The organism is Glycomyces endophyticus, from assembly GCF_039531525.1.
GTDB classification, from domain to species: domain Bacteria; phylum Actinomycetota; class Actinomycetes; order Mycobacteriales; family Micromonosporaceae; genus Glycomyces; species Glycomyces endophyticus.
Window position 1 is genome coordinate 80,235 of sequence record NZ_BAAAQF010000034.1, and the last position, 20,023, is coordinate 100,257.

The 20,023-nt window shown below is 73.5% G+C and carries 20 protein-coding genes; 7 read left to right on the forward strand and 13 right to left on the reverse strand.

Annotated features, from left to right (window positions below):
* Positions 1-6: 6 nt before the first annotated feature.
* From ABD419_RS24230 to ABD419_RS24240, 3 genes are all read right to left on the reverse strand, one after another.
* Complete coding sequence (locus tag ABD419_RS24230) at positions 7-2,481, reverse strand: ABC transporter permease (protein ID WP_344492480.1); 2,475 nt, start codon at positions 2,479-2,481, stop codon at positions 7-9.
* A gap of 219 nt (positions 2,482-2,700) precedes the next feature.
* Positions 2,701-3,459: an ABC transporter ATP-binding protein gene (locus tag ABD419_RS24235; RefSeq protein ID WP_344492701.1), complete on the reverse strand. Its 759-nt coding sequence runs from the start codon at positions 3,457-3,459 to the stop codon at positions 2,701-2,703.
* 5 nt (positions 3,460-3,464) lie between these two features.
* Entirely contained in the window at positions 3,465-3,695 is a 231-nt protein-coding gene (locus tag ABD419_RS24240) for a hypothetical protein (RefSeq protein WP_344492482.1), read from the reverse strand.
* Between the two features lie 211 nt (positions 3,696-3,906).
* Here ABD419_RS24240 and ABD419_RS24245 point away from each other — a divergent pair, with 211 nt between their 5' ends.
* A complete protein-coding gene (locus ABD419_RS24245; RefSeq protein ID WP_344492485.1) occupies positions 3,907-4,380 on the forward strand; it encodes a carboxymuconolactone decarboxylase family protein in 474 nt (157 codons plus the stop codon).
* A 31-nt stretch (positions 4,381-4,411) separates the two neighbouring features.
* Here the strand turns inward: ABD419_RS24245 and ABD419_RS24250 are convergent, their stop codons facing one another.
* Positions 4,412-4,981: a dihydrofolate reductase family protein gene (locus ABD419_RS24250; RefSeq protein ID WP_344492488.1), complete on the reverse strand. Its 570-nt coding sequence runs from the start codon at positions 4,979-4,981 to the stop codon at positions 4,412-4,414.
* Positions 4,982-5,110: 129 nt separating this feature from the next.
* On the opposite strand from ABD419_RS24250, the gene ABD419_RS24255 reads away from it, so the two are divergent.
* The gene (locus ABD419_RS24255; protein WP_344492491.1) at positions 5,111-5,353 is read left to right on the forward strand and encodes a hypothetical protein; all 243 of its coding nucleotides are present in this window, start codon (positions 5,111-5,113) and stop codon (positions 5,351-5,353) included.
* Here ABD419_RS24255 and ABD419_RS24260 read toward each other — a convergent pair.
* The 3 genes from ABD419_RS24260 to ABD419_RS24270 all read right to left on the reverse strand — a co-directional run bounded on the left by ABD419_RS24260 (position 5,342) and on the right by ABD419_RS24270 (position 8,535).
* Positions 5,342-5,764: a hypothetical protein gene (locus tag ABD419_RS24260; protein WP_344492494.1), complete on the reverse strand. Its 423-nt coding sequence runs from the start codon at positions 5,762-5,764 to the stop codon at positions 5,342-5,344. The two genes, ABD419_RS24255 and ABD419_RS24260, sit on opposite strands and share 12 nt — an antisense overlap.
* Entirely contained in the window at positions 5,761-6,183 is a 423-nt protein-coding gene (locus tag ABD419_RS24265; protein WP_344492496.1) for a hypothetical protein, read from the reverse strand. The genes ABD419_RS24260 and ABD419_RS24265 overlap by 4 nt, the downstream gene beginning before the upstream one ends.
* Before the next feature lie 120 nt (positions 6,184-6,303).
* Complete coding sequence (locus tag ABD419_RS24270) at positions 6,304-8,535, reverse strand: ATP-binding cassette domain-containing protein (RefSeq protein WP_344492499.1); 2,232 nt, start codon at positions 8,533-8,535, stop codon at positions 6,304-6,306.
* 62 nt (positions 8,536-8,597) lie between these two features.
* Between ABD419_RS24270 and ABD419_RS24275 the strand changes: the two genes are divergently transcribed.
* The gene (locus ABD419_RS24275; RefSeq protein WP_344492502.1) at positions 8,598-9,593 is read left to right on the forward strand and encodes a helix-turn-helix transcriptional regulator; all 996 of its coding nucleotides are present in this window, start codon (positions 8,598-8,600) and stop codon (positions 9,591-9,593) included.
* Here the strand turns inward: ABD419_RS24275 and ABD419_RS24280 are convergent.
* A complete protein-coding gene (locus ABD419_RS24280) occupies positions 9,590-10,972 on the reverse strand; it encodes a tryptophanase (RefSeq protein ID WP_344492505.1) in 1,383 nt (460 codons plus the stop codon). The genes ABD419_RS24275 and ABD419_RS24280 overlap by 4 nt on opposite strands.
* Positions 10,973-11,088: 116 nt before the next feature.
* On the opposite strand from ABD419_RS24280, the gene ABD419_RS24285 reads away from it, so the two are divergent.
* Together ABD419_RS24285 and ABD419_RS24290 are read left to right on the forward strand one after the other, a co-directional pair.
* Positions 11,089-11,538: an Lrp/AsnC family transcriptional regulator gene (locus ABD419_RS24285; protein WP_344492508.1), complete on the forward strand. Its 450-nt coding sequence runs from the start codon at positions 11,089-11,091 to the stop codon at positions 11,536-11,538.
* A 24-nt stretch (positions 11,539-11,562) separates the two neighbouring features.
* A complete protein-coding gene (locus tag ABD419_RS24290; RefSeq protein ID WP_344492511.1) occupies positions 11,563-12,021 on the forward strand; it encodes an aminoacyl-tRNA deacylase in 459 nt (152 codons plus the stop codon).
* A 13-nt stretch (positions 12,022-12,034) separates the two neighbouring features.
* Here ABD419_RS24290 and ABD419_RS24295 read toward each other — a convergent pair whose 3' ends face one another.
* The 5 genes from ABD419_RS24295 to ABD419_RS24315 all read right to left on the reverse strand — a co-directional run bounded on the left by ABD419_RS24295 (position 12,035) and on the right by ABD419_RS24315 (position 17,842).
* Complete coding sequence (locus ABD419_RS24295) at positions 12,035-12,640, reverse strand: hypothetical protein (RefSeq protein WP_344492514.1); 606 nt, start codon at positions 12,638-12,640, stop codon at positions 12,035-12,037.
* Positions 12,637-13,551, reverse strand: a complete 915-nt coding sequence (locus ABD419_RS24300; RefSeq protein ID WP_344492517.1) for a carbohydrate ABC transporter permease — start codon at positions 13,549-13,551, stop codon at positions 12,637-12,639. Before ABD419_RS24300 ends, ABD419_RS24295 begins: the two co-directional genes overlap by 4 nt.
* On the reverse strand, positions 13,548-14,495 hold the full coding sequence (locus ABD419_RS24305; protein ID WP_344492520.1) for a carbohydrate ABC transporter permease: 948 nt from the start codon (positions 14,493-14,495) through the stop codon (positions 13,548-13,550). The genes ABD419_RS24300 and ABD419_RS24305 overlap by 4 nt, the downstream gene beginning before the upstream one ends.
* 66 nt (positions 14,496-14,561) lie before the next feature.
* Positions 14,562-15,854 carry an ABC transporter substrate-binding protein gene (locus ABD419_RS24310; RefSeq protein WP_344492523.1) on the reverse strand — a complete coding sequence of 431 codons (1,293 nt, stop codon included), beginning with the start codon at positions 15,852-15,854 and terminating at the stop codon, positions 14,562-14,564.
* Between the two features lie 143 nt (positions 15,855-15,997).
* Positions 15,998-17,842, reverse strand: a complete 1,845-nt coding sequence (locus tag ABD419_RS24315) for a glycoside hydrolase family 2 protein (protein ID WP_344492526.1) — start codon at positions 17,840-17,842, stop codon at positions 15,998-16,000.
* A gap of 103 nt (positions 17,843-17,945) precedes the next feature.
* Here ABD419_RS24315 and ABD419_RS24320 point away from each other — a divergent pair, with 103 nt between their 5' ends.
* Together ABD419_RS24320 and ABD419_RS24325 are read left to right on the forward strand one after the other, a co-directional pair.
* A complete protein-coding gene (locus ABD419_RS24320; protein ID WP_344492529.1) occupies positions 17,946-18,941 on the forward strand; it encodes a LacI family DNA-binding transcriptional regulator in 996 nt (331 codons plus the stop codon).
* Between the two features lie 134 nt (positions 18,942-19,075).
* Positions 19,076-20,023: a cation diffusion facilitator family transporter gene (locus ABD419_RS24325; RefSeq protein WP_344492532.1), complete on the forward strand. Its 948-nt coding sequence runs from the start codon at positions 19,076-19,078 to the stop codon at positions 20,021-20,023.

A 20,023-nucleotide genomic window follows, 5' to 3' on the forward strand; every position in this document is an offset into this window, starting at 1 on the left:
GCGCCGCTAGTCCACCGCCAGCGCCGCCGTCGGCGGGCCCGCCAGAGCCCGGCGCGTCGGGATCGCCGTGGCGGCCCAGGCGATGAGGACCGCGACGGCGACCGTCGCGGGGATGACCCACAGGGGTCCCTGCGGCCACGGCTTCCCGAGGAAGCCCAGGCCGAGGATCGCCATGGGCAGCACCGAGAACGCGAGTCCCGCGCCGACCGCGACGGCGGCCGTCACGAGCGCCTCGCGGGTGACCATGGCCTGGACCTGGCGGGGCGTGGCCCCGACGGCGCGCAGCGACGCGAACTCGGTGCGGCGGCGGGAGGTGGCCGCGACGAGGCCGTTGGCGGTGCCGAGGAGCACGTAGCCGGTCATGGCGAGCGTCGCCATGAGGCTGATCCACTGGTCGGGCGTCATCCCGGCGGGGGCCTGCGGGACCGCCGCGCCGGTCGCGACGGCGAGGCCGGGTACGGCTGCGGCCCAGGCGGACACGGCGCCGGCGTCGCCCGCGACGAGGGCCGCGTCGTAGAAGCGGGGCCCGTCGAGGAGGTCGGCGGCCAGCACGATCGAGCCGAACCCGAAGCCGCGCTCGTAGGTCGCGACGACCTCGGGGCTCGCCTCGGTGCCGTTCGGGAGGACGAGGTCGACGCGGTCGCCGACGTCGACGCCCCAGAGGCGAGCGGAGGCGGCGCTGACGGCGACGGTGTCGCCGCGCAGGTCCGCGAGGTCGCCTGCGGCGGCGCCGAGGTCGGCGACGGCGCCCACGCCGGGGGTGAAGGCGAGCGCGGGGAAGGACTCGACGCCGCCGTCGCCGAGGGCGCGCAGGACGGTCGTCTGCGCGACGCCGACGGCGGCGTCCACGCCCGGCTCCTCCCCCAGGGCGGCGAGGTCGGCGGCGGACACGGGGCCGGTGACGGTGGCGTCGGCGGTCGCGCCCGCCTCGATCTCCGCGGCGGTGACCGCGGTGTACGTGGTCTGCGAGAACACCTGCGTGATGGTGAGGCCCACGGCCAGCGCGAGGACCGCCACGGCCCCGGCGGTGCGGCGGGCATACGCGCGGTTGTTCTTGACCGCCAGCCACATCGGTGCGGGCGTGTGCGCGTCGAGGCGCTTCGCGGCGCGGCGGGTGAGGAGGCCGACGAGGACCGGGCCGGCGAGGGCGAAGCCGATGACGGCGGTGAGCGTGGCGGTGACGGCGGCGATGAAGGCGGTCTCGCCGGGGACGGCGAGCGGCAGGATCGACTGCGCGGCGGCGGCGATGAGCAGGATGAAGCCGATCGTGGTGCGGACCGGGCCGGGGGCCGCGGGCTCCACGCGGGACTCGGCGACCGCGGCGGTGGCGGGCAGGCGGGAGGTGCGCCGGGCGGCGCCGCGGGCGGCGACCTGGACGGTGAGGAGGAGGACGGCGGCGACGGCGAGGGGGCCGATCGGTCCGCGCGCCAGCGGGAGTCCGGCGGGGAGCATCCCGGAGTCGGCGAGGAAGCCGGTGAAGGCTCCGGCGAGGAGGTGGCCGGCGGCGATGCCGGGAACGAGGGCGACCGCGGCGGCGGCGCTGGCCTGGGCGGCGATGAGGCGGCGGACCTGGCGCGGGGTGGCGCCGACGGCGCGCAGGAGGGCGAGGTCGCGGCGCTGGCCGGCGACGGCGACGCCGAGCGCTCCGGCGGTGATGAAGCCGACGAGGAGGACGATGGTGCCCCCCATGGAGAAGGCGAGGGCGACGAGGTCGCCGGTGGCGGTGGCCTCGGCGAGCCGTTCGACGTCGCCGCGGGCGTCGCCGGTGGCGACGTCGAGTGCGGGGAGGGCGTCGCGCAGTGCCGCGGCGACGGTCTCGGCGTCGGCGCCGGGTTCGGCGCGCACGGCGATGAAGTCGGCTTCGTCGGCGTCGAGTCCGGCGAGGGCGCGGGCGGTGGCGGCGTCGGTGTGGAGGCCGGGGGCGTCGGTGAGGCCGGTGACGCGGAGGCCGGTCGTGCCGGTGGGGGTGGTGACCTGGAGGGTGTCGCCGATCGTGAGGCCTGCTGCGTCGGCGGTCGCGGTGTCGAGGACGGCCTCGTCGGGGCCGGGCGCGCGGCCGTCGAGGGCCGCGCCGGTGAGCGCGGCGGTGTCCCAGGCGTGGCCGTCGGCGGCGCCGAGGGCGGGCTCGTCGATGCGGGCGGCGAAGGCGACGTCGGCGACGGCCGCTTCGACGCCGGGGACGGCGGCGACGGTGTCGAGGAGGCCCGCGTCGACGGTCTCGCGCTCGGGGAGCGCCAGGTCGACGTCCTCGGGGACGGGGTGGGTCTGGGTGGCGGCGACGAGGATGTCGGCGTCGGCGAGGCGCTGGGGGCCGAGGTGGGAGGTGAGGCCGGTCTGGGCGAGGACGGCGGCGACGGTGAGCAGCGCGGCGCCGCCGGCGACGGCGAGGCCGACGGCGACGAGGCCGGGGAGGCGGCGCCGGGCCATGCGGAGCGAGGGCCCGGCCATGCCGAGGCGGCCCGTGGGGAGGGTTGCGGGCATGATCGTCAGCGCCTTCCTGGGGTGGTGGTGAACGGGTGTGCGGCATGGGGCGGCGGCGGGTCGGGATCGCGGTCGGTGGCGATGCCGGCGGGGTCGGCTCGGGTGGTGCGGAAGTCCGAGCCGGGTGCGGGGCCGCGCCGGTGTCGTCGGGTGCGGATCTGAGTGGGCGCGAGCGCGGCAGTGCGGCGAGACGGCGTGCCGCGGAGGGTTCCTGCGGTGTCAGCGCCGGCCGAGGGCGGTGAGGCGGTGGGCGAGGTCGTCGGCGGTGGGGTGGTCCAGGTAGGCGTCGATGCGGCCGTCGGCGACGACGCAGGCGGCGTGGGCGCGGGCGGCGGCGGCCGGGTCGTGGGTGACCATGACGACGGTCTGCTCCCACTCGTCGGCGAGCTCGCGGAGCAGGTCGAGGACGTCGGCGGCGGTGTCGAGGTCGAGCGCGCCGGTCGGCTCGTCGGCGAAGAGGACGTCGGGCCGGGCGGCGAGGGACCGGGCGATGGCGGCGCGCTGCTGCTGGCCGCCGGAGAGCTCGGCGGGCCGGCGGTCGAGGAGCCCGGCGAGGCCGACCCGCTCGACCAGGTGCCCCAGCCAGCCGCCGTCGGCGGTCGCGCCGGACAGGCGCAGCGGGAGCGTCAGGTTCTCCTCGACGGTGAGCGAGGGCATGAGGTTGTACGACTGGAAGACGAACCCGATGTGCTTGCGGCGCAGCAGGGTCCGTTTGGTCTCGTTGAGGCCGGAGAGGCGGCGGCCGCCGACGCGCACCTCCCCGCTCGTGGGGTCGTCCATGCCGGACGCGCAGTGCAGCAGGGTCGACTTGCCGGACCCCGAAGGGCCCATGATCGCGAGGAACGAGCCGCGCCGGACCTCGAGGGAGACGCGGTCGAGGACGGTGTGCGCGCCGTCGTAGGTCTTGGTGACCTCGCGGAGTTCGAGCGCCGGCGCCCTGGTCGGGTCCGCCCGGCGCTCGCCGCGCAGTGCGGTCAGGCCCTTCACCGGCGCTTGCCGGTCACGATCGCGCGGGCGACGAGGCCCGCGGCGCTGCCGAGGGCCAGGAGGCCGAACGGGACCGCGAGGACCCACAGGCCGGCGGACTGGAGCCCGATGTTGAGCACCATCCCCCCGGCGAGGGCGATCCACAGCACGGTGGTGGTGAGTTTGTAGTGGCCGCCCGCGACCTGGTGCGGCGCGGGGGCGGTGGTGGTGGGCGGGTGGTCGTTCATGACGGCTCCTCGGTGCTTGTCGGACACCCTCAACGCTATGGCCGATCGCCCTCTGCCCCAATGCAGTCACCTGGCGGGTCCGGGGTGGGTCCAGGGGTCCGGCGGGCGGTGCAGCAGGCTGTACCACCCGAAAAGTGACGCGTGGCACCTCCGGTCACACGAGGCCCGCGGGATCCGTCAGGCCTCTGGAACCACCGAGAAGGAGAGCCACATGGAACCGCGTTTCAATTTCTACGCCAGCCCCGTCGCCGGGAAGGTCGTCAAGTTCATCAACTCCGCCGCGAAGGCCGTCGAGGGCGCGGGCCTGCCCGCCGAGATCCCGAACCTGGTCCTGCTGCGCGCCAGCCAGATCAACGGGTGCGGCTTCTGCACCGACATGCACTACAAGGACGCCGTCCACGCCGGCGAGGACCCGGTCCGCCTCAACCTCGTCGCCGCCTGGCGCGAGGCGGTGCCGTTCACCGGCGCCGAGCGGGCCGCGCTGGCGCTGACCGAGGAGGGCACGCGCATCGCGGACGCGCAGACCGGGATCGACGCGGGCGTCTGGGACGCCGCGCGCGAGGAGTTCGACGACGACCAGCTCGCCGGGCTCATCTCCGTCATCGCCGTCATCAACGCCTACAACCGGCTCAACGTCCTCGCGGGCAGCCCGGCGGGCGGCTACACGGCCGGGCAGTACGCCTGAGCGGCGCGGCCCGCCCGGTCCGGGCGGGCCTTCAACCGCGGTGCCTGCCGTAGCGGAGTTCGACGATCCCGTTGCCCGAGGCGCTGCTGGACATCAGGTCGAGGCGGTAGGACGCCGGCACGCCGTCGAAGAGGCGGGTGCCCTCCCCCGCGATGTACGGGAACATGCTCACATGCAGCTCGTCGAGCAGGTCCAGGGCCATGAGCGAGCGCCAGAGGGCCACGCCGCCCATGACGACCAGGTAGCCGTCGCCGCCCCGGCGCAGCCGGTCGACCTCCTCCGCGGTGTCGCCCGAGGCGATCGAGGTGTTCGCCCAGTCGGCGGTCGCCATGGTCGTGGAGAAGACGATCTTGCGCTGGGCGGTGAGGACCCGCGCGAACGGGTGGTCGGCGTTCGAGGTCGTCATGGCGGCGGCGATGCCCTCGTACGCGGTGCGGCCCAGCACGATCGCGTGCGCGTTCCGCAGGAACTCGAGCTGGCCCGGGTCGTCCGGGTGCTCGTTCTCGGGCAGGCTGAAGCAGAAGTCCCAGAAGGCGGTGCCCTCGTCGGCCAGGAGGCCGTCGAGGGAGTAGTTGAAGACCGTGGCGATGAGTGTCCGCATGGCTGGGCTCCGTCGTCTCGAATGCGCGTTCCAGCGAGTCTCGCAGACCGGGCCGACACCGGGCCCGCGTTCGCGGCCGCAAACCAGGTCGCGTCCCATGCGCTCCGGCTCGGGTTGCAGGGACTGGAGATGACCGAGCACGCGACGCTCACGCTGCCGATGCCCGCGGCCGACCGCGAGCGGGTGCTGCGGGTGAAGTCGGGCGGCGAGCCGGACCTCGACGTCGTGCTCGCCGAGATCACAGCCGCGCGGGACCGGATCGAGTCGCTGCTGGACGCGGGCCGGACGCCGCTGCCGCCGGAGCCCGACGCCGAGCGCGTCTCGGCGTGGTCGGTGTCGGCGCACCGGCGGCACTGGGACTCAGTGGAGTGATCCGGCGCGGGCGGCCGCGGCCTCGCGGAGGCGGTCGCGGACCAGGTGGCCGGTCCGGAGCGTGAGGAAGATGAGCGCCAGGCCGTTCAGGGCGTGGACGAGGAACAGCGACTGGCCCCAGGGCGTCCCGGGGACGCTGAGCAGGCCCATGAGGTGCTGGAGCGCCACGAGGAGCGTGCCGAGGGCGGTCAGCAGCACGATGCGGCGGCCGGTCCTGGCCGCGAGGGCGAGGACGACGGCCGCGGCGGAGCCGTAGAGGAGCACGTCGCCGTTGAGGAAGTGGAGGCGGAAGCCGTCGCCCACGCCGCCGCCGTAGCCGATCCCGAAGCCCGCCAGCGCGAACTGGACGACGAGCAGCAGGAGCAGGAGCAGCAGCCAGACGCGCAGGGCTCGTGCGAGGGCGGTGTTCACGCGGGGACCTCGATTCGGGCGGCGCACTCGGCGCGCTTGGCGTCGGCGGCCCGCTTGGCGAGGCGGGCGACGACCAGTTGGACGGCGAGGATGCCGAGGCCGTTGGCGGCGTGGAGGGCGATGCCGACGCCGCCGAGGGTGCCGGAGGAGCCGAAGCCGTGGGCGAACGCGCCCTGCGCGAAGACCATGAACAGCGAGAGGGCGGTCAGGAGGACGGCCTTCCAGCCGGGCCGGGCGATGAGGGCGAAGACGAGCGAGAGCAGGAGCCAGAACAGGATCATGCCGCCGTTGGCGACGTGGACGATGAAGCGCATGGTGCGGTCCTCGCCCACGGAGACGGCGCCCCATCCGGCGAAGGCGATCTGGAGGACGAGGAGCACGGCGACGAAGCGCGTCCACCCCAGGAAGAACCCTTTCATGCGGGCCAGTGTGCCGCCGGGGCCTCGTGCGCGGATCGGCCCGGAGAGGGCGATCGCCGTACTCCGCGGGAGGTACGGGCCGATCCGCGCGTACCTCCCGCGGGGTGCTAGGGACCGGCGCTAGGGGTGGCCGAGTGCGGCCGCGGTGGGGGTGTCGCGGAGGCCGGCGACCGGGCCTTCGTAGAGGACGCGGCCGCCGTGGCGGCCCGCGCCGGGGCCGAGGTCGACGACCCAGTCGGCGCTGCGGATCACGTCGAGGTGGTGCTCGATGACGACGACGGTGTGGCCGCGGTCGACGAGCTGGGACATGACGTCGAGGAGCGTATCGACGTCGCGCAGGTGGAGTCCGGTGGTGGGCTCGTCGAGGACGTACACGGACGGTGCGGCGGCCTCGCGCAGCTCTTTGGCGATCTTGACGCGCTGGCACTCGCCGCCGGAGAGGGTGGTGAGGGGCTGGCCCAGGCGCAGGTAGCCGAGGCCGACCCGGTCGAGGTCGCGCAGGCCCTTGCGGATGGCGGGGTCGGGGAGCCGGTCGAGGGCGTCGGCGATGGTGAGGGCGTCGACGTCGGCGACGGTGAGCCCGTCGACGCGGTGGCGCAGCGCCTCGGCGGTGAAGCGGCGGCCGCCGCAGGTCTCGCAGACGGTCTCCTGGCCGTCCATGAAGGCGAGGTCGGTATAGACGATGCCGAGGCCCTTGCAGTCGGGGCAGGCGCCTTCGGAGTTGGCGCTGAAGTACTTGGCGGGCAGGCCGCTGGCCTTGGCGAAGAGCCGGCGGATCGGCGCGGCGATCCCGGTGTAGGTGACGGGGGTCGAGCGGCGGTTGGCGCCGACGGGCTTCTGGTCGACGACGATCGCGCCGTGCTGGGCGACGAGTTCGGCGGCGAGGCTCGACTTCCCGGAGCCGGCGACGCCGGTGAGGACGGTGAGCACGCCGGTGGGGACGTCGACGGTGAGGTCGCGGAGGTTGTTGCGGGCGGCGTGCGCGACGGTGACGGTGCCGGCGGGCTCGCGCGGCGTGCGCGGGGCCGGGGTGCGGGCGGCGAGGGCCTTCGCGGTGGGCGTGTCGGCGCGGAGGAGCTGCGCGTACGTGCCTTGGAAGACCACGCGGCCGCCGGCGGCGCCCGCGTCGGGGCCGATCTCCACGATCTGGTCGGCGGCGGCCATGACGGCGGGGTCGTGCTCGACGACGAGGACGGTGTTGCCCTTGTCGCGCAGGCGCTTCAGGAGGCCGGTCATGGCGTCGACGTCGTGCGGGTGGAGGCCGACGGTGGGCTCGTCGAAGATGTACAGCAGCTCGATGAGGCTGGAGCCCAGGTGCTTGACGGTCTTGATGCGCTGGGACTCGCCGCCGGAGAGGCTGGCGGTGGCGCGGCCGAGGTGGAGGTAGCCGAGGCCGATGGCGTCCATCGCGCGCAGGCGCTCGACGAGGGCGGCGACGACGGGGGCGACGGCGGGGTCGTGGACGGCCGCGACGTGCGCGGCGAGTTCGGCGACCTCCATGAGGGCGAGTTCGCCGATGGTGCGGCCGAGGACGCGGACGGCGCGGGCCTCGGCGTTCAGGCGCTCGCCGCCGCACTCGGGGCAGGTGCCGGAGCGGGTGAACCGGTCGATGGCCTGGCGCTTCTGATCGGAGAGGTCGTCGGAGGTGCGCAGGTAGATCCGCTCGAACCAGGCGGTGAGGCTCTCGTAGGAGGCGGGCGGGCGCGGGTCGAGGCGGGAGGCGTGCGCGCCACCGTGCAGGAGGGCGAGGCGCTGGTCCTCGGTCCACTCGCGCAGGGGCGTGTCGGGGTCGAACGAGCCGATGTCGGTGTACTTGGCGTGCCAGTAGCCGCCGTCGACGAAGCCGGGCAGGAGGATCGCGCCGCCGCGCAGGGACCGGTCGAGGTCGAGGAAGCGGTCGGTGGCGAGGGCGACGGTCTCGCCGAGGCCCGAGCAGGCGGGGCACATGCCCGCGGGCTCGTTGAAGGAGAACCGGTTGGACTCGCCGAGGTGCGGGGTCCCGATGCGGGAGTACAGGAGCCGCAGGTAGGTCCAGGCGTCGGTGACGGTGCCGACGGTGGAGCGGGCGTTGCCGCCGAGGCGGCGCTGGTCGATGACGACGACCGGCGAGAGCCCCGCGAGCTCGTCGGCCTCGGGCCGGGTCCACTTCGGGAGGCGGTTGCGCAGGAACGGCGGGTACGTCTCGTTGACCTGGTGCCCGGCTTCGGCGGCGATCGTGTCGAACACCAGCGAGGACTTGCCGGAGCCGGAGACGCCCGCGAAGACGGTGAGGGCGCCGCGGGGCACGTCGAGGTCGATCGAGTCGAGGTTGTTGGACCTGGCGCCGCGGATGCGGATCATTCGCTCGTTCATGGCGTCGACGCTATGCGGAGATGCGGTCGTATCCTGACCGCAATTCGGGGCAGACTGAGGGCATGTCCGATGTCACCCGCCGCATGCTCTCACTCCTGGCGACGCTCCAGACCGGCCGCTCGTTCGCGGGCGGCGACCTCGCCGCGCGGATCGGGGTCAGCCCGCGCACGCTGCGCCGCGACGTCGACCGGCTCCGCGAGTACGGGTACCCGGTCGAGACGCGGCCGGGGCCGGGCGGCCACTACCGACTCACCGCGGGGGCCGCGATGCCGCCGCTCATGCTGGAGGACGACGAGGCGGTGGCGATCCTCCTCGGCCTGGCGGCGCTCGCCTCCACGGGCAGCGCGGTCGAGGGCTCGGTGGACGAGGCGGCGACCCGCGCGTACGGGAAGGTCGAGCAGTACCTGCCTAAACGGCTGCGCCACCGGATCGCGCGGCTGCGCGCGAGCCTGGACACCGGGGAGGTGGGGGCCCCGAGCACGAGCGCCGGGTACCTGGGCGAGCTGGCGGACGCCATCGCGAACCGGCAGATCGTCGCGTTCGACTACCGGCGGGCGAACGGGGCGGCCTCCTCGCGCTGGGTCGAGCCGCACCGGCAGGTGCACCACCTGCAGCGGTGGTACCTGCTGGCGTGGGACCTCGGCAAGGGCGACTGGCGGGTGTTCCGCACCGACCGGATCGACGCGCTCCGCCTGTCCACCAACCGGTTCGAGTCCCGGTCGGCGCCGCCGGCGCTGGACTACCTGGTGACGGGGATCAGGCGGAACCGGGAGGTCGTGGCGTTCACGGTCGAGGAGGCGGCCGGGCCGGTCGCGGAGGCGTTCCGGCACGACACCGCGGAGGTGACGGCGCTCGACGGCGGCCGCACCCGCGTCGTGCTGCACCAGGAGTCGTGGGAGTGGCCGCTGGCCGCGCTGGCGTCCCTGGACGCGGGCTTCACGATCGAGGCGCCCGAGTCCTTCATGGACGGATATCGGGGGTTCGCCGAGCGGCTGCGGGCCGCGGCGGCCCGTTCGGGCGCCGGGCCCGCCCGGAGGGCCGGCCCGGGCGAACCCTAGTGGATCGGCTCGAAGCGGGCCGTGAAGTGGCGCAATGCGTTCGGCTCGTCGACGATGCGGTAGCCGGGGAGCCGGTGGGCGCGCTCGGCCAGGCGCTGGCAGACCTCGATGACGTAGTCCATGTGGCTCTGCGTGTACGTGCGGCGCGGGATCGCCAGGCGCACCAGGTCCATCGGCGCGGGGACCTCGGCGCCGTCGGGGCGGCGGCCGAACATGACGGTGCCGATCTCGCAGGAGCGGACCCCGCCGAGTTCGTACAGGGCCACGGCGACGGCCTGCCCCGGGTAGTGGAGCGGGTCGAGGTGCGGGAGGAGCGCGCGGGCGTCGATGTAGACCGCGTGGCCGCCGATGGGGCTGAGCACCGGTATCCCGGCCTTCTGGAGCGCCTCGCCGAGGTACGCGGTGGCGGTGATCCGGTAGCGCAGGTAGTCGTGCTGCACGACCTCCTTGAGGCCCTGGGCCAGCGCCTCCAGGTCGCGCCCGGCGAGGCCGCCGTAGGTCGGGAAGCCCTCGGTGAGGATGAGCATGTTCCGGCACTCCTGCGCGAGGTCCGGGTCGTCGAGGGCGAGCCAGCCGCCGATGTTGCCCATCGGGTCCTTCTTGGCGCTCATGGTCATCCCGTCGGCGAGCGCGGCCATGTCGCGCACGATGTCGACCACGTCGCGCTCGCCTTGGCCCGCTTCGCGTTCGCGGATGAACCAGGCGTTCTCGGCGAAGCGGCAGGCGTCGAGGAACAGGGGCTTGCCGTGCGTGTCGCAGAGGGCGCGCACGCCGCGCAGGTTCGCCAGCGAGACCGGTTGTCCCCCGCCGCTGTTGTTGGTGACGGTGACGAAGACGCACGGCACGTCGGCGCCGCGCTCGGTGAGCAGCGCGTCGAGGGCGTCGAGGTCCATGTTCCCTTTGAAGGGGTGGTGCGAGGCGGGGTCGCGGCCCTCGGCGATGACGAGGTCGACGGCCTCGGCGCCGGTGGCCTCGACGTTGGCGCGGGTGGTGTCGAAGTGGGTGTTGTTCGGGACGACCCTGCCCGGGCCGCCGAGGACGGAGAAGAGGATGCGCTCGGCGGCGCGTCCCTGGTGGACGGGGATGACGTGCTCGAAGTCGAAGAGGTCGCGCACGGCGTCGCGGAACACGAAGTAGGAGGGGGACCCGGCGTAGGACTCGTCGCCGCGCTGGATGGCGGCCCACTGGTCGCGGCTCATCGCGCCGGTGCCGGAGTCGGTGAGGAGGTCGATGAGGACGTCGTCCGCGTGGAGCTGGAAGAGGTTGTACGCGGCGCCGGCGATGCGGTCGGCGCGCTCGGCGGCGGTGGTCATCCGGATCGGCTCGACCGAGTGGATGCGGAAGGGTTCGATGATGGTGCGGAATGCGGGCTCGTCCATGTCCACATCGTCGTCGCTTCCGGGGCGGGCGGGAAGGGCGAACGCGACCCGGTTCGCGCGCGCGGGGTTACGATCACGATCTGATTCGCGAGACGGCCTTATGAACGGAAACCCGCATGGATCGCATGGACTGGCGGCTGCTCCAGGAGCTGCAGGCCGACGCCCGGCTCTCCTTCAACGAGCTGTCGCGGCGGGTGCACCTGTCGGCGCCGGCCGTGGCCGAGCGGGTGCGGCGGCTGGAGGCGGACGGGGTGATCGGCGGGTACCACGCGCACGTGGCGCCGGAGGCGGCCGGGTTCCCGGTGCAGGCGGTGGTCGTGATGGACTGCTACGGGCCCAGCTGCCTGCTGCGCGACCCCGAGGTGGCGTCGTGGCCGCAGATCCGGCAGCTGTTCCGCATCACCGGGGACGGCTGCTCGGTGCTGGTGGCGGCGGTGCCGTCGATGGCCGAGTTCGAGTCGTTCATCGACCGCCTGGCCCGGTACGGGAGGCCGAGCAGCAGCATGATCCTGTCGCAGCCGGTGGCGTGGTCGCCGGTCGCGGAGCCGGAACGGCGCGACGGGTGAGGCTGCCGGGATAGCCTTGCGCCCATGAGCGACGAGGCGGTTCCCGAACGGGCGGCGGCGGACGCGGCCGCGCGCGGCCTGGACGTGGCGTTCGTGCCGCGCGACTCCGATACCGGCGCGCCGATCGTGCGAGAGGGCGCGGTGACGGGCGTGAAGACGGTCGTGCTGCGCCACCGGGACGGGTTCGTGTTCGTGCTGGTGCCGTACGAGGACCGGTTCTCGTGGCCGAAGCTGCGGGCCGTGCTGGGCGTGAACAAGCTGAAGCTGCCGACGGCCGAGGAGGCGTTCGCGGCCACGGGCTACGAGCGCGGCACGATCACGCCGCTGGGCGCGGCCGAGGCGTTCCCGGTGCTGGCCGACGAGCGGCTGCGCGGGCGGGCGATCGTCGTCGGCTCCGGTTCCCACGCGTTCGCGGCGCTGGTGGACGCGGACGAGCTGATCCGCGTGTACGGCGCCGACGTGGTGGACCTGGCGCCGGAGTAGTCCCCCGGCGCCGTCAGCGAAGGGCGCGGCGGCGCGCGACGAGGAGCGCGACCGCGAGCATCCCGGGGGCGATGACGATGAGCGGCAGGAACATCCAGGCCACGACGGCGGCGGCGCCGAGTCCGGTCAGGACGTACGCGGTGCCGGCGGGGTCGGCGGTGGTCAGGTGGGCGGCGTCGCGCAGCAGCTCGCGCCAGTCGGCGTCCGGCTCCCACAGCGCGGCGGCGCGGACCGCGACGGCGAGCACGGCCGCCGCGAGGACCGCGCTGACGACCGCCAGCGCGGTGCCGCCGGGCACCAGGCCCTGGACGCCGAGGGCCACGTTGAGGCCGAGGAGGCCCGTGACGAGGGCGGCCAGGGCGCCCGCGGGCCAGCCGCCGCGGCAGGCGCGCCACGTCGCGCGCAGCAGGTCGCGGAGGCCGTCGCTGCGGTCGTCGGCGTGCCGGTCGAGGTGGCGGGTCCCGGCGGCGAGCGCGGGGAGGGCCGTCACCAGGAGCAGCGAGAGCGCCGTGGTCACGAGCCCGACGACGATCATCTCGCCGAACAGGCCGAGGCCGCCGCCGCCGAAGCGGACCAGGTGGTCGGCCGGGGGCGTCCGGCGGGCGGTGCGGGCGCTCATCCCTTGAGCCCCTGGGTGGCGACGCCGCCGACGAGCTGGCGCTGGAAGGCGAAGAAGAACAGGAGCACCGGCACGAGGGCGAGGATCGCCATGGCCATCTGGGCGCCGTAGTCGCTGGTCGAGGTCTGGTCCACGTAGAGCCGCAGGGCGAGCGGCATGGTGTACATGCCGGGTTCCTTGAGGTAGAGGAGCGGGCCGAAGAAGTCGTTCCAGGACCAGATGAACGCGAAGATCGCGCTGGTGACGAGGGCGGGCTTCATGAGCGGCAGGATGATCGAGAAGAAGATCCGCGGGTGCCCGGCGCCGTCGATGACGGCGGCCTCGTCGAGTTCGCGCGGCAGGCCGCGGATGAACTGGATCATGAGGAACACGAAGAAGGACTCGGTGGCGAGGAACTTGCCCAGCAGCAGCGGCCAGTAGGTGTTGATCATGCCCAGCTCGTTGAACACGATGTACTGCGGGATGATGACGACGTGGAACGGCAGGAGCATCGTGGCGATCATGCACACGAAGAAGACGTTCCGGCCGCGGAACCGCACGCGCGCGAACGCGTAGGCCGCGAGCGAGCACGAGAGCAGGATGCCGACCACCGACCCGGCGGCGAGGATCAGCGAGTTGAGGACGAAGGTCCAGAAGGAGATCCCGCCGATGCCCTCGAGTGCGGTGGCGTAGTTCTGGAGGCCGCCCCCGGTCGGGAGGAGGCTCACGGAGCCGATGATCTCGTTGCCGGGCTTGAAGGAGCTCATGAGCATCCACACCGCGGGGTAGAGGATGACGACGAGCACGGCGATCGCGAAGGCGTGGAAGAGGATCGAGCCGCCGGTGCGGCGGGCCCGGGCGCGCTTGCGGAGCCGGGCCGATCGGGCCTCGCGCTCGGTCCGGAGGGCGGGGGTGTCGAGGGTCTGGGTCATTTGTCGTCTCCCGAGTAGTGCACCCACGATTTCGAGCTGCGGAACAGCAGCAGGCTGATGAGGCCGACCACGACCACCAGGACCCAGGCCATCGCCGACGCGTACCCCATCTGGAAGTCGCGGAAGCCGCGGAAGTAGAGGTACAGCGTGTAGAACAGGGTCGACTGGGCGGGTCCGCCCGAGCCGTTGGAGATGATGAACGCGGAGTTGAAGATCTGGAACGCGTGGATCGTCTCCAGCAGCAGGTTGAAGAACAGCACCGGCGACAGGAGCGGGATCGTGATGCTCCAGAACCGGCGGACGGGGCCGGCGCCGTCCACTTCGGCCGCCTCGTACATCTCGGCGGGGACCTGCTTGAGGCCGGCGAGGAAGATGACCATGGGCGCGCCGAACTGCCACACGGTGAGCAAGACGAGCATGGGCAGGGTGCGGCCGGGGTCGCCGACCCAGCCAGCCGCGGCGGCGTCGGGGCCGCCGAAGACGGCGCCGATCCGGGCCACGATGCCCTCGTCGATGAACATCGCCTTCCACACGATCGCGATGGAGACGCTGCCGCCGATGAGCGAGGGCAGGTAGTACGCGGAGCGGTAGAAGCCCTGGCCGCGGCGGGAGCTGTGGAGCAGCATGGCGACCGCGAGCGCGGCGGCCAGCTTGACCGGGGTGCCGAAGACGACGTAGAGGGCGGTGACCTTGGCGGACTGGAGGAAGTTGGAGTCGGTCAGGAGCCGCTGGTAGTTCTCCAGTCCGGTGAAAACCGGCGGCGTGAAGAGGTTGTAGTCGGTGAAGGACAGGTAGAGCGAGGCGATCATCGGCCCGGCGGTGAGGCCGAGGAATCCGATGAGCCACGGGGACAGGAAGGCGTACCCGGCCCGGGTCGAGCGGTCCCGGCTGCGGCGGCGCGCCCGGGCGCGGACGGGGTCTCGCGCGATCGTGGTGTCGGCCATGTGCCGATCTCCTCTGAGGCGAAGGGTTCGGGGCGGCCCGGGCGGTCGCCCGGGCCGCGCTGGCGGTCATCCGAGGAGCATGTCCATCTCGGAGAAGAGCTCCTGTGCGAGCTGCTCGGTGTCGATGTCGCCGTAGAGGAGCTGCTCGTGCAGCTCGCCCCACTTGGCCTCGATGGAGCCGTAGCCGGAGGGCAGGAGCGGGTAGCTCTCGGTGATCTCGGCGTCGATGGCGTCGAGGTAGGCGAAGTCGACGCCGTCGGAGGCGGACTGCTCGACGGCGGCGCGGCCTTCCTCGGTGGGCGGCGCGCCGAGGGAGGCGCCGAAGATCGCCTTGACCTCGGGCGAGTTGGCGAGGAAGTCGACGAGGACGGCGGCGGCGTCGGGCTGGTCGGTGTTGGCGGCGACGGAGAGGAGCATGCTCGGGTGGTCGGCGAGGACGTGGGTGCCGTCCGCGGTGGGGGCCTGGACCATGCCGATGTTCTCGGTGCCGATGTCGCTCATGGCCTGGGCGACGGTGGTGGAGAAGTTGAACCAGAGGGCGGCCTCGCCGCCGAGGAAGCCGCCGAGCGGGTCGAGGGCGACGGTGCGTTCGACGGGGTAGAAGTCGCCGGCGTCGCGGAGGCCGGCGACGGAGTCGAGGTAGTCGACGACGTCGTCCTCTTCGAAGGCGGGGCGGCCGTCCTCGGTGAAGACGGGTTCGCCTTCCTGCATGCGGGAGTAGATGAACCCGGGGAAGCTGCCGGTGTAGTCGGAGGCGCCGTAGACGGGCGGGTCCTGGGCGGCGCCGGCCTGGTTGACCTGGAGGACGTAGGCCTCGAGGTCGTCGAGGGTCATGTCGGCAGTCGGGTAGGGGACGCCGAGTTCGTCGAGGAGGTCCTTGTTGTACATCATGGACCAGGCGTTGTAGCCCATGGGGACGCCGACGAGCTGGTCGTTCACGGTGCCGGACTCCAGGAGGGTGTCGGCGTAGCCGGCGGTGTCGAGGAGGCCGCCCTCGTAGGCGCCGAGGTCGAGGAAGAGGCCCTTGTCGGCGTACTCGCCGAGGTAGCCGGCGTCCATCATGAGGACGTCGGGGAGGGCCTGGCCGGCGGCCTCGGTGTTGCGGGCGGTCCAGTAGTCGGCCCAGGCGTTGAAGTTCCGGACCACCTCGACGTTCGGGTACTCCTGGTTGAACAGGTCGAGGGCCTGGTTCATCCAGTCGGCGCGCTCGTCGTTGCCCCACCAGGTGAAGGTGATCTCGGCTTCGGTGTCGGGGGCGAACTCGGTGGCCGCCTCGTGCGGGGTGCCGCCGCCTCCGCAGGCGGCGAGTCCGAGGAGTGCGGCCGCGGCGAGGGCCGCCGCCGGCTTGGTGCTGCTCATGGATCCTCCTGGTCGCATGGTCGGGCGAGGGCCCGACCGGGGTTAGTTCAGCGTTGAACTAGCGACTCCAGTTCAACGCTGAACTATTGGCGAACGCTATCACAGGCCCCGCGAATGGGGCAATGGCGTGGTTTTCGGGGGCGTCAGTCCTGGTCGCCGCGCACGAGCTCGCGCAGGCGGGCGATCGGGAGCTTCGGCTCGCGGTGCTCGGTGAGGAGGCCGTTGGTCTCCTGGAGCGTGTCGGTCAGCTGGGTCCAGCACCATCCGGCGAGGCCGTGCGGACGGCCGCCGTGGCCGATCGAGGCCCGCTGGACGGCGCCGAGGATGTCGCCGACGCGGCGGTCGTAGTCCTCGGCGCTGCCGGCCTCGGAGTAGCCCCAGGCGTCGGCCGCGGCGGGGCCGGTCGTCCACTTGACGCCGCCGAACTCGGTGAGCATCACCGGCTCCCCCGCGTCGGCGGTCCCGTCGAGGCGCAGGCGACGCCCGGACGGGCCGATGTCCTCCAGGGAGGCGCGCAGGTCCGCTTCGGACAGGTCGTACCGGCCGGTGAGGACGGCGCCGTCGGACTCGTAGTCGTGGATCGTCCACAGGTCCGAGGTGCCGAGCTCCCAGCCGTCGTTGGAGACCACGGGCCGGGTCGGGTCGAGGGCCTTGGTGAGGTGGTACAGGGCCTCGGCGAAGGCGCGCTGGTCGGCGCGCGTCGCCAGGTGCTGGACGCCCCAGCTCTCGTTGAGCGGCACCCAGGTCACGATCGAGGGGTGGCTCGCGTCGCGGCGCACGGCCTCGGTCCACTCCGCCGTCGTGCGCAGCACCGCCGTCGCCGAGTAGCGGTAGGCCGCGGGCATCTCGCCCCAGACCAGCAGGCCGAGCCGGTCGGCGTGGTACAGGAAGCGCGGGTCCTCGATCTTCTGGTGCACGCGCACGGAGTTGAAGCCGAGTTCGCCGATGAGCTCGGCCTCGCGCCGCAGCTCCGCCTCGGAGGCGGCCAGGTGCGACTCGGGCCAGTAGCCCTGGCTCAGGACCGAGCGGAGGACGACCGGGCGCTCGTTGAGCAGGAACCGGCCGCGCTCGGTGCGGACCGAGCGGAGCCCGAGGTAGGAGGCGACGGCATCCTCGGCGCCGCCGTCGGCCTCGACGCTCGCCCAGGCGTCGAGCAGGGTCGGCTTGCCGGGGCGCCACAGCAGCGCGTCGTACTCCTGGTCGTTCTCCTGGCCTGTCAGCGGCACGGTCACGCTCACCTCGGTGCCGGCGGCGTGCGCCTCGGCCTCGCCGAGCACGGCGCCCTCGTGGGCGATGCGCACGCGCACCCGCGCGTCCGCGCGGCGGCTCAGCTCGACCAGCGCGGTCGCGGTGCCGCGGGTGAGGTCGCTGGTCCACGTGAGCCGCCGGATGTGCAGGGGCGCCACCGACTCCAGCCACACGGGCTGCCAGATGCCGGTGGTGCGGTGGTACCAGATCGCGTGCGGGGACTCGCGCCACTCCTGCTTGCCGCGGGGCTGGGCGACGTCGTGCGGGTCGTCCTCGGCGCGGACGACGAGCACGTGGGGGCCGTCCCCGTCGAGGGCGTCGGTGAGGTCGATCGCGAAGGGGGTGTGGCCGCCCTCGTGCGCGCCGACGGCCGCGCCGTCGAGCCACACGCGGGCCCGGTAGTCGACCGCTCCGAAGTGGATGACCAGACGCCGCCCGGGCGCGTGGCCCGCGGCGGCGAGGTCGGCGGCGGTGAGCTCGCGGCGATACCAGACGACGGGGTGGAAGCCGGTCTCGCCGATGCCCGAGGCCGGGGACTCCGGCGGGTAGGGCACGGTGATCTCGCGCGGGAGCGCGCGGCCGTCCGACCAGCGCTCGGCGAGGCCCAGGTCGGCGTCGTCGTGCGCGAAGCCCCACGTCCCGCTCAGGTCGAGGAAGGACTCCCGCAGCATCTGCGGGCGGGGGCGCGCGACCTCCTGCGCGCTCGCGCGGAGGCCGAATACGGGGGGCGTGCTGCTCATGCTGGAAACTCCCTCATAGGCGTATGATTCAACGTTGAATGTACCAGCCGTCGCGGCTATGATCGAGCCTGTAATCGCCGCCCTCCAGCACAGGGAGCCCCCGTTGGCGCGAGCCCGAGTCACCCTCGCAGACATAGGCGCACGCGTCGGCGTCAGCGCCAAGACCGTCTCCAACGTCGTGAACGGCACCGGCTGGGTCGGCGCGGAGGTCCGCGAGAAGGTGCTCGCCGCCATCGACGAGCTCGGCTACCGCCCCAACCTCGCCGCGCGCCAGCTGCGCCGGGGGTCGAGCGGGGTGCTCGCGCTCGCGCTGCCGACCCTCGCCGAGCCGTACTTCGCCGAGCTGGCCTCGGTGTTCGTCGACGTCGCGCACGACCGGAACCTCACCGTGCTCGTCTCCCAGACCGGCGGCGAGCGCGAACGCGAGGTCGAGGCCCTCGACGGGCTCCGCCTCCCCGCGATCGACGGCCTCATCATGAGCCCGCTCGGCCTGGAGGCCCCCGACGTGGAGGAGCGCCGCCGGGACGTGCCGCTCGTCCTCGTCGGGGAGCACGGCGAGCGCGTCGCCGGGGACCGCGAGCACCACGTCGGCATCGACAACGTCGCCGCCGCGATCGCGGCCACCGCAGAGCTGATCGCCCAGGGGTGCAGGCGGATCGCGACGATCGGCGTCCAGGACGCGGGCGCGACCGAGACCTCCCGCGACCGCTTCGACGGCTACGCGATCGCCTTGCGGGAGGCGGGCATCGCCATGGACGACGCCCTCACCGGCCACGTGCGCGAGTTCAACCGCACCGAGGGCGCGATCGCGGCGCAGCGCCTCGTCGACGCCGGGGCGGCGTTCGACGGCCTCCTGTGCTTCAACGACTCGCTCGCCCTCGGCGCCCTGTACACGCTGGGCGTCAGGGGCCTGGCCGTGCCGGACCAGGTGCGGGTCATGGGCTTCGACGACATCGCCGACGGCCGCTACTCCATGCCGCCGTTCTCCACCGTGGCGCCCGGCCGCGAGGCGCTCGCCAACCGGGTCCTCGACATCATCGCCGACCCCGGCACCCCGCCCGGGCACCACGAGGTCCCGTTCTCGCTGGTGCTGCGGTAGCGCCGCCCGCGGCGCGACCGCAGGTCGGCGAGGCCTCCGACACCCCCGGCTTGACGGGCCGCGGGCCGTCGAGTACCGTTCGGGCCATACATGCAGTGATTGCAATGTATTATTGGTTTTGAAAGTGGGTTGCAATGGGACACGGTCACGACCACGCCGCCGGGCACGCGGGCGGCCGCCACGCGTGGCGGCTGCGCGTCGCCCTGGTGCTCGTCGGCGGGTTCTTCGTCGTCGAGCTGGTCGCCGGGCTGCTGTCGGGGTCGCTCTCGCTGCTGTCGGACGCGGGCCACATGGCCGCCGACGTCGTCACCCTCGCGACCGCCCTCGTCGCCACCCGCCTGGCGACCCGCCCGGACACCACCGGGCGGCGCACCTACGGCTCCTACCGGGCCGAGGTCTTCGCCTCCGGGTTCGCCGTCCTGGTCATGCTCGGCATGGCCGTCTACATCGTCGCCGCGGCGATCGGCCGCATCGGCGGGCAGCCGGAGCTCCAGGTCGGCCCGATGCTCGTCGTCGGCGCACTCGGCCTGGCCGTGAACCTGATCGCCATGCGGCTCCTGCTCGCCGGGGCCGCCGAGAGCCTGAACGTCAAGGGCGCCTACATGGAGGTCGTCGCCGACACCGCCGGATCGGTCGGCGTCGTCGTCGCGGGCGTCCTCGTCGCCGTCACCGGCGACGCCCTGTGGGACACCGCGATCGCCCTCGCCATCGGCCTGTTCGTGGTGGTCCGGGCCCTGCCGCTGGGCCGCCAGGTCCTCGCCGTGCTCGCCCAGCACGCCCCCCGCGGGATCGACCCGGCCCGGGTGGCCGCCGACCTCGCCGCGATCGAGGGCGTCGGCGGCGTCCACGACGTGCACCTGTGGACGCTCACCTCCGGCATGAACGTCGCCACCGCGCACCTGGTCACGACCCCCGGCGCCGACGACCACGCCGTCCTCGACCGCGCCCAGCGCCTCATGCGCGACGACCACGGCATCGCCCACGCCACCGTCCAGCTCGAGCCGGCCGTCCACGCCGGCTGCGACGAACCGGGCCGCTGCCCCGCACCGGCGGGCGGCGACGCCGCGGCGCGGGCGGACTGA

Coding starts and splice junctions, on each gene's coding strand:
- ABD419_RS24230 (WP_344492480.1), bottom strand. CDS start 2,481: ATGCCCGCAACCCTCCCCACGGGCCGCCTCGGCATGGCCGGGCCCTCG.
- ABD419_RS24240 (WP_344492482.1), bottom strand. CDS start 3,695: ATGAACGACCACCCGCCCACCACCACCGCCCCCGCGCCGCACCAGGTC.
- ABD419_RS24245 (WP_344492485.1), top strand. CDS start 3,907: ATGGAACCGCGTTTCAATTTCTACGCCAGCCCCGTCGCCGGGAAGGTC.
- ABD419_RS24250 (WP_344492488.1), bottom strand. CDS start 4,981: ATGCGGACACTCATCGCCACGGTCTTCAACTACTCCCTCGACGGCCTC.
- ABD419_RS24255 (WP_344492491.1), top strand. CDS start 5,111: ATGACCGAGCACGCGACGCTCACGCTGCCGATGCCCGCGGCCGACCGC.
- ABD419_RS24265 (WP_344492496.1), bottom strand. CDS start 6,183: ATGAAAGGGTTCTTCCTGGGGTGGACGCGCTTCGTCGCCGTGCTCCTC.
- ABD419_RS24270 (WP_344492499.1), bottom strand. CDS start 8,535: ATGAACGAGCGAATGATCCGCATCCGCGGCGCCAGGTCCAACAACCTC.
- ABD419_RS24275 (WP_344492502.1), top strand. CDS start 8,598: ATGTCCGATGTCACCCGCCGCATGCTCTCACTCCTGGCGACGCTCCAG.
- ABD419_RS24280 (WP_344492505.1), bottom strand. CDS start 10,972: ATGGACGAGCCCGCATTCCGCACCATCATCGAACCCTTCCGCATCCAC.
- ABD419_RS24285 (WP_344492508.1), top strand. CDS start 11,089: ATGGATCGCATGGACTGGCGGCTGCTCCAGGAGCTGCAGGCCGACGCC.
- ABD419_RS24290 (WP_344492511.1), top strand. CDS start 11,563: ATGAGCGACGAGGCGGTTCCCGAACGGGCGGCGGCGGACGCGGCCGCG.
- ABD419_RS24295 (WP_344492514.1), bottom strand. CDS start 12,640: ATGAGCGCCCGCACCGCCCGCCGGACGCCCCCGGCCGACCACCTGGTC.
- ABD419_RS24300 (WP_344492517.1), bottom strand. CDS start 13,551: ATGACCCAGACCCTCGACACCCCCGCCCTCCGGACCGAGCGCGAGGCC.
- ABD419_RS24305 (WP_344492520.1), bottom strand. CDS start 14,495: ATGGCCGACACCACGATCGCGCGAGACCCCGTCCGCGCCCGGGCGCGC.
- ABD419_RS24310 (WP_344492523.1), bottom strand. CDS start 15,854: ATGAGCAGCACCAAGCCGGCGGCGGCCCTCGCCGCGGCCGCACTCCTC.
- ABD419_RS24315 (WP_344492526.1), bottom strand. CDS start 17,842: ATGAGCAGCACGCCCCCCGTATTCGGCCTCCGCGCGAGCGCGCAGGAG.
- ABD419_RS24325 (WP_344492532.1), top strand. CDS start 19,076: ATGGGACACGGTCACGACCACGCCGCCGGGCACGCGGGCGGCCGCCAC.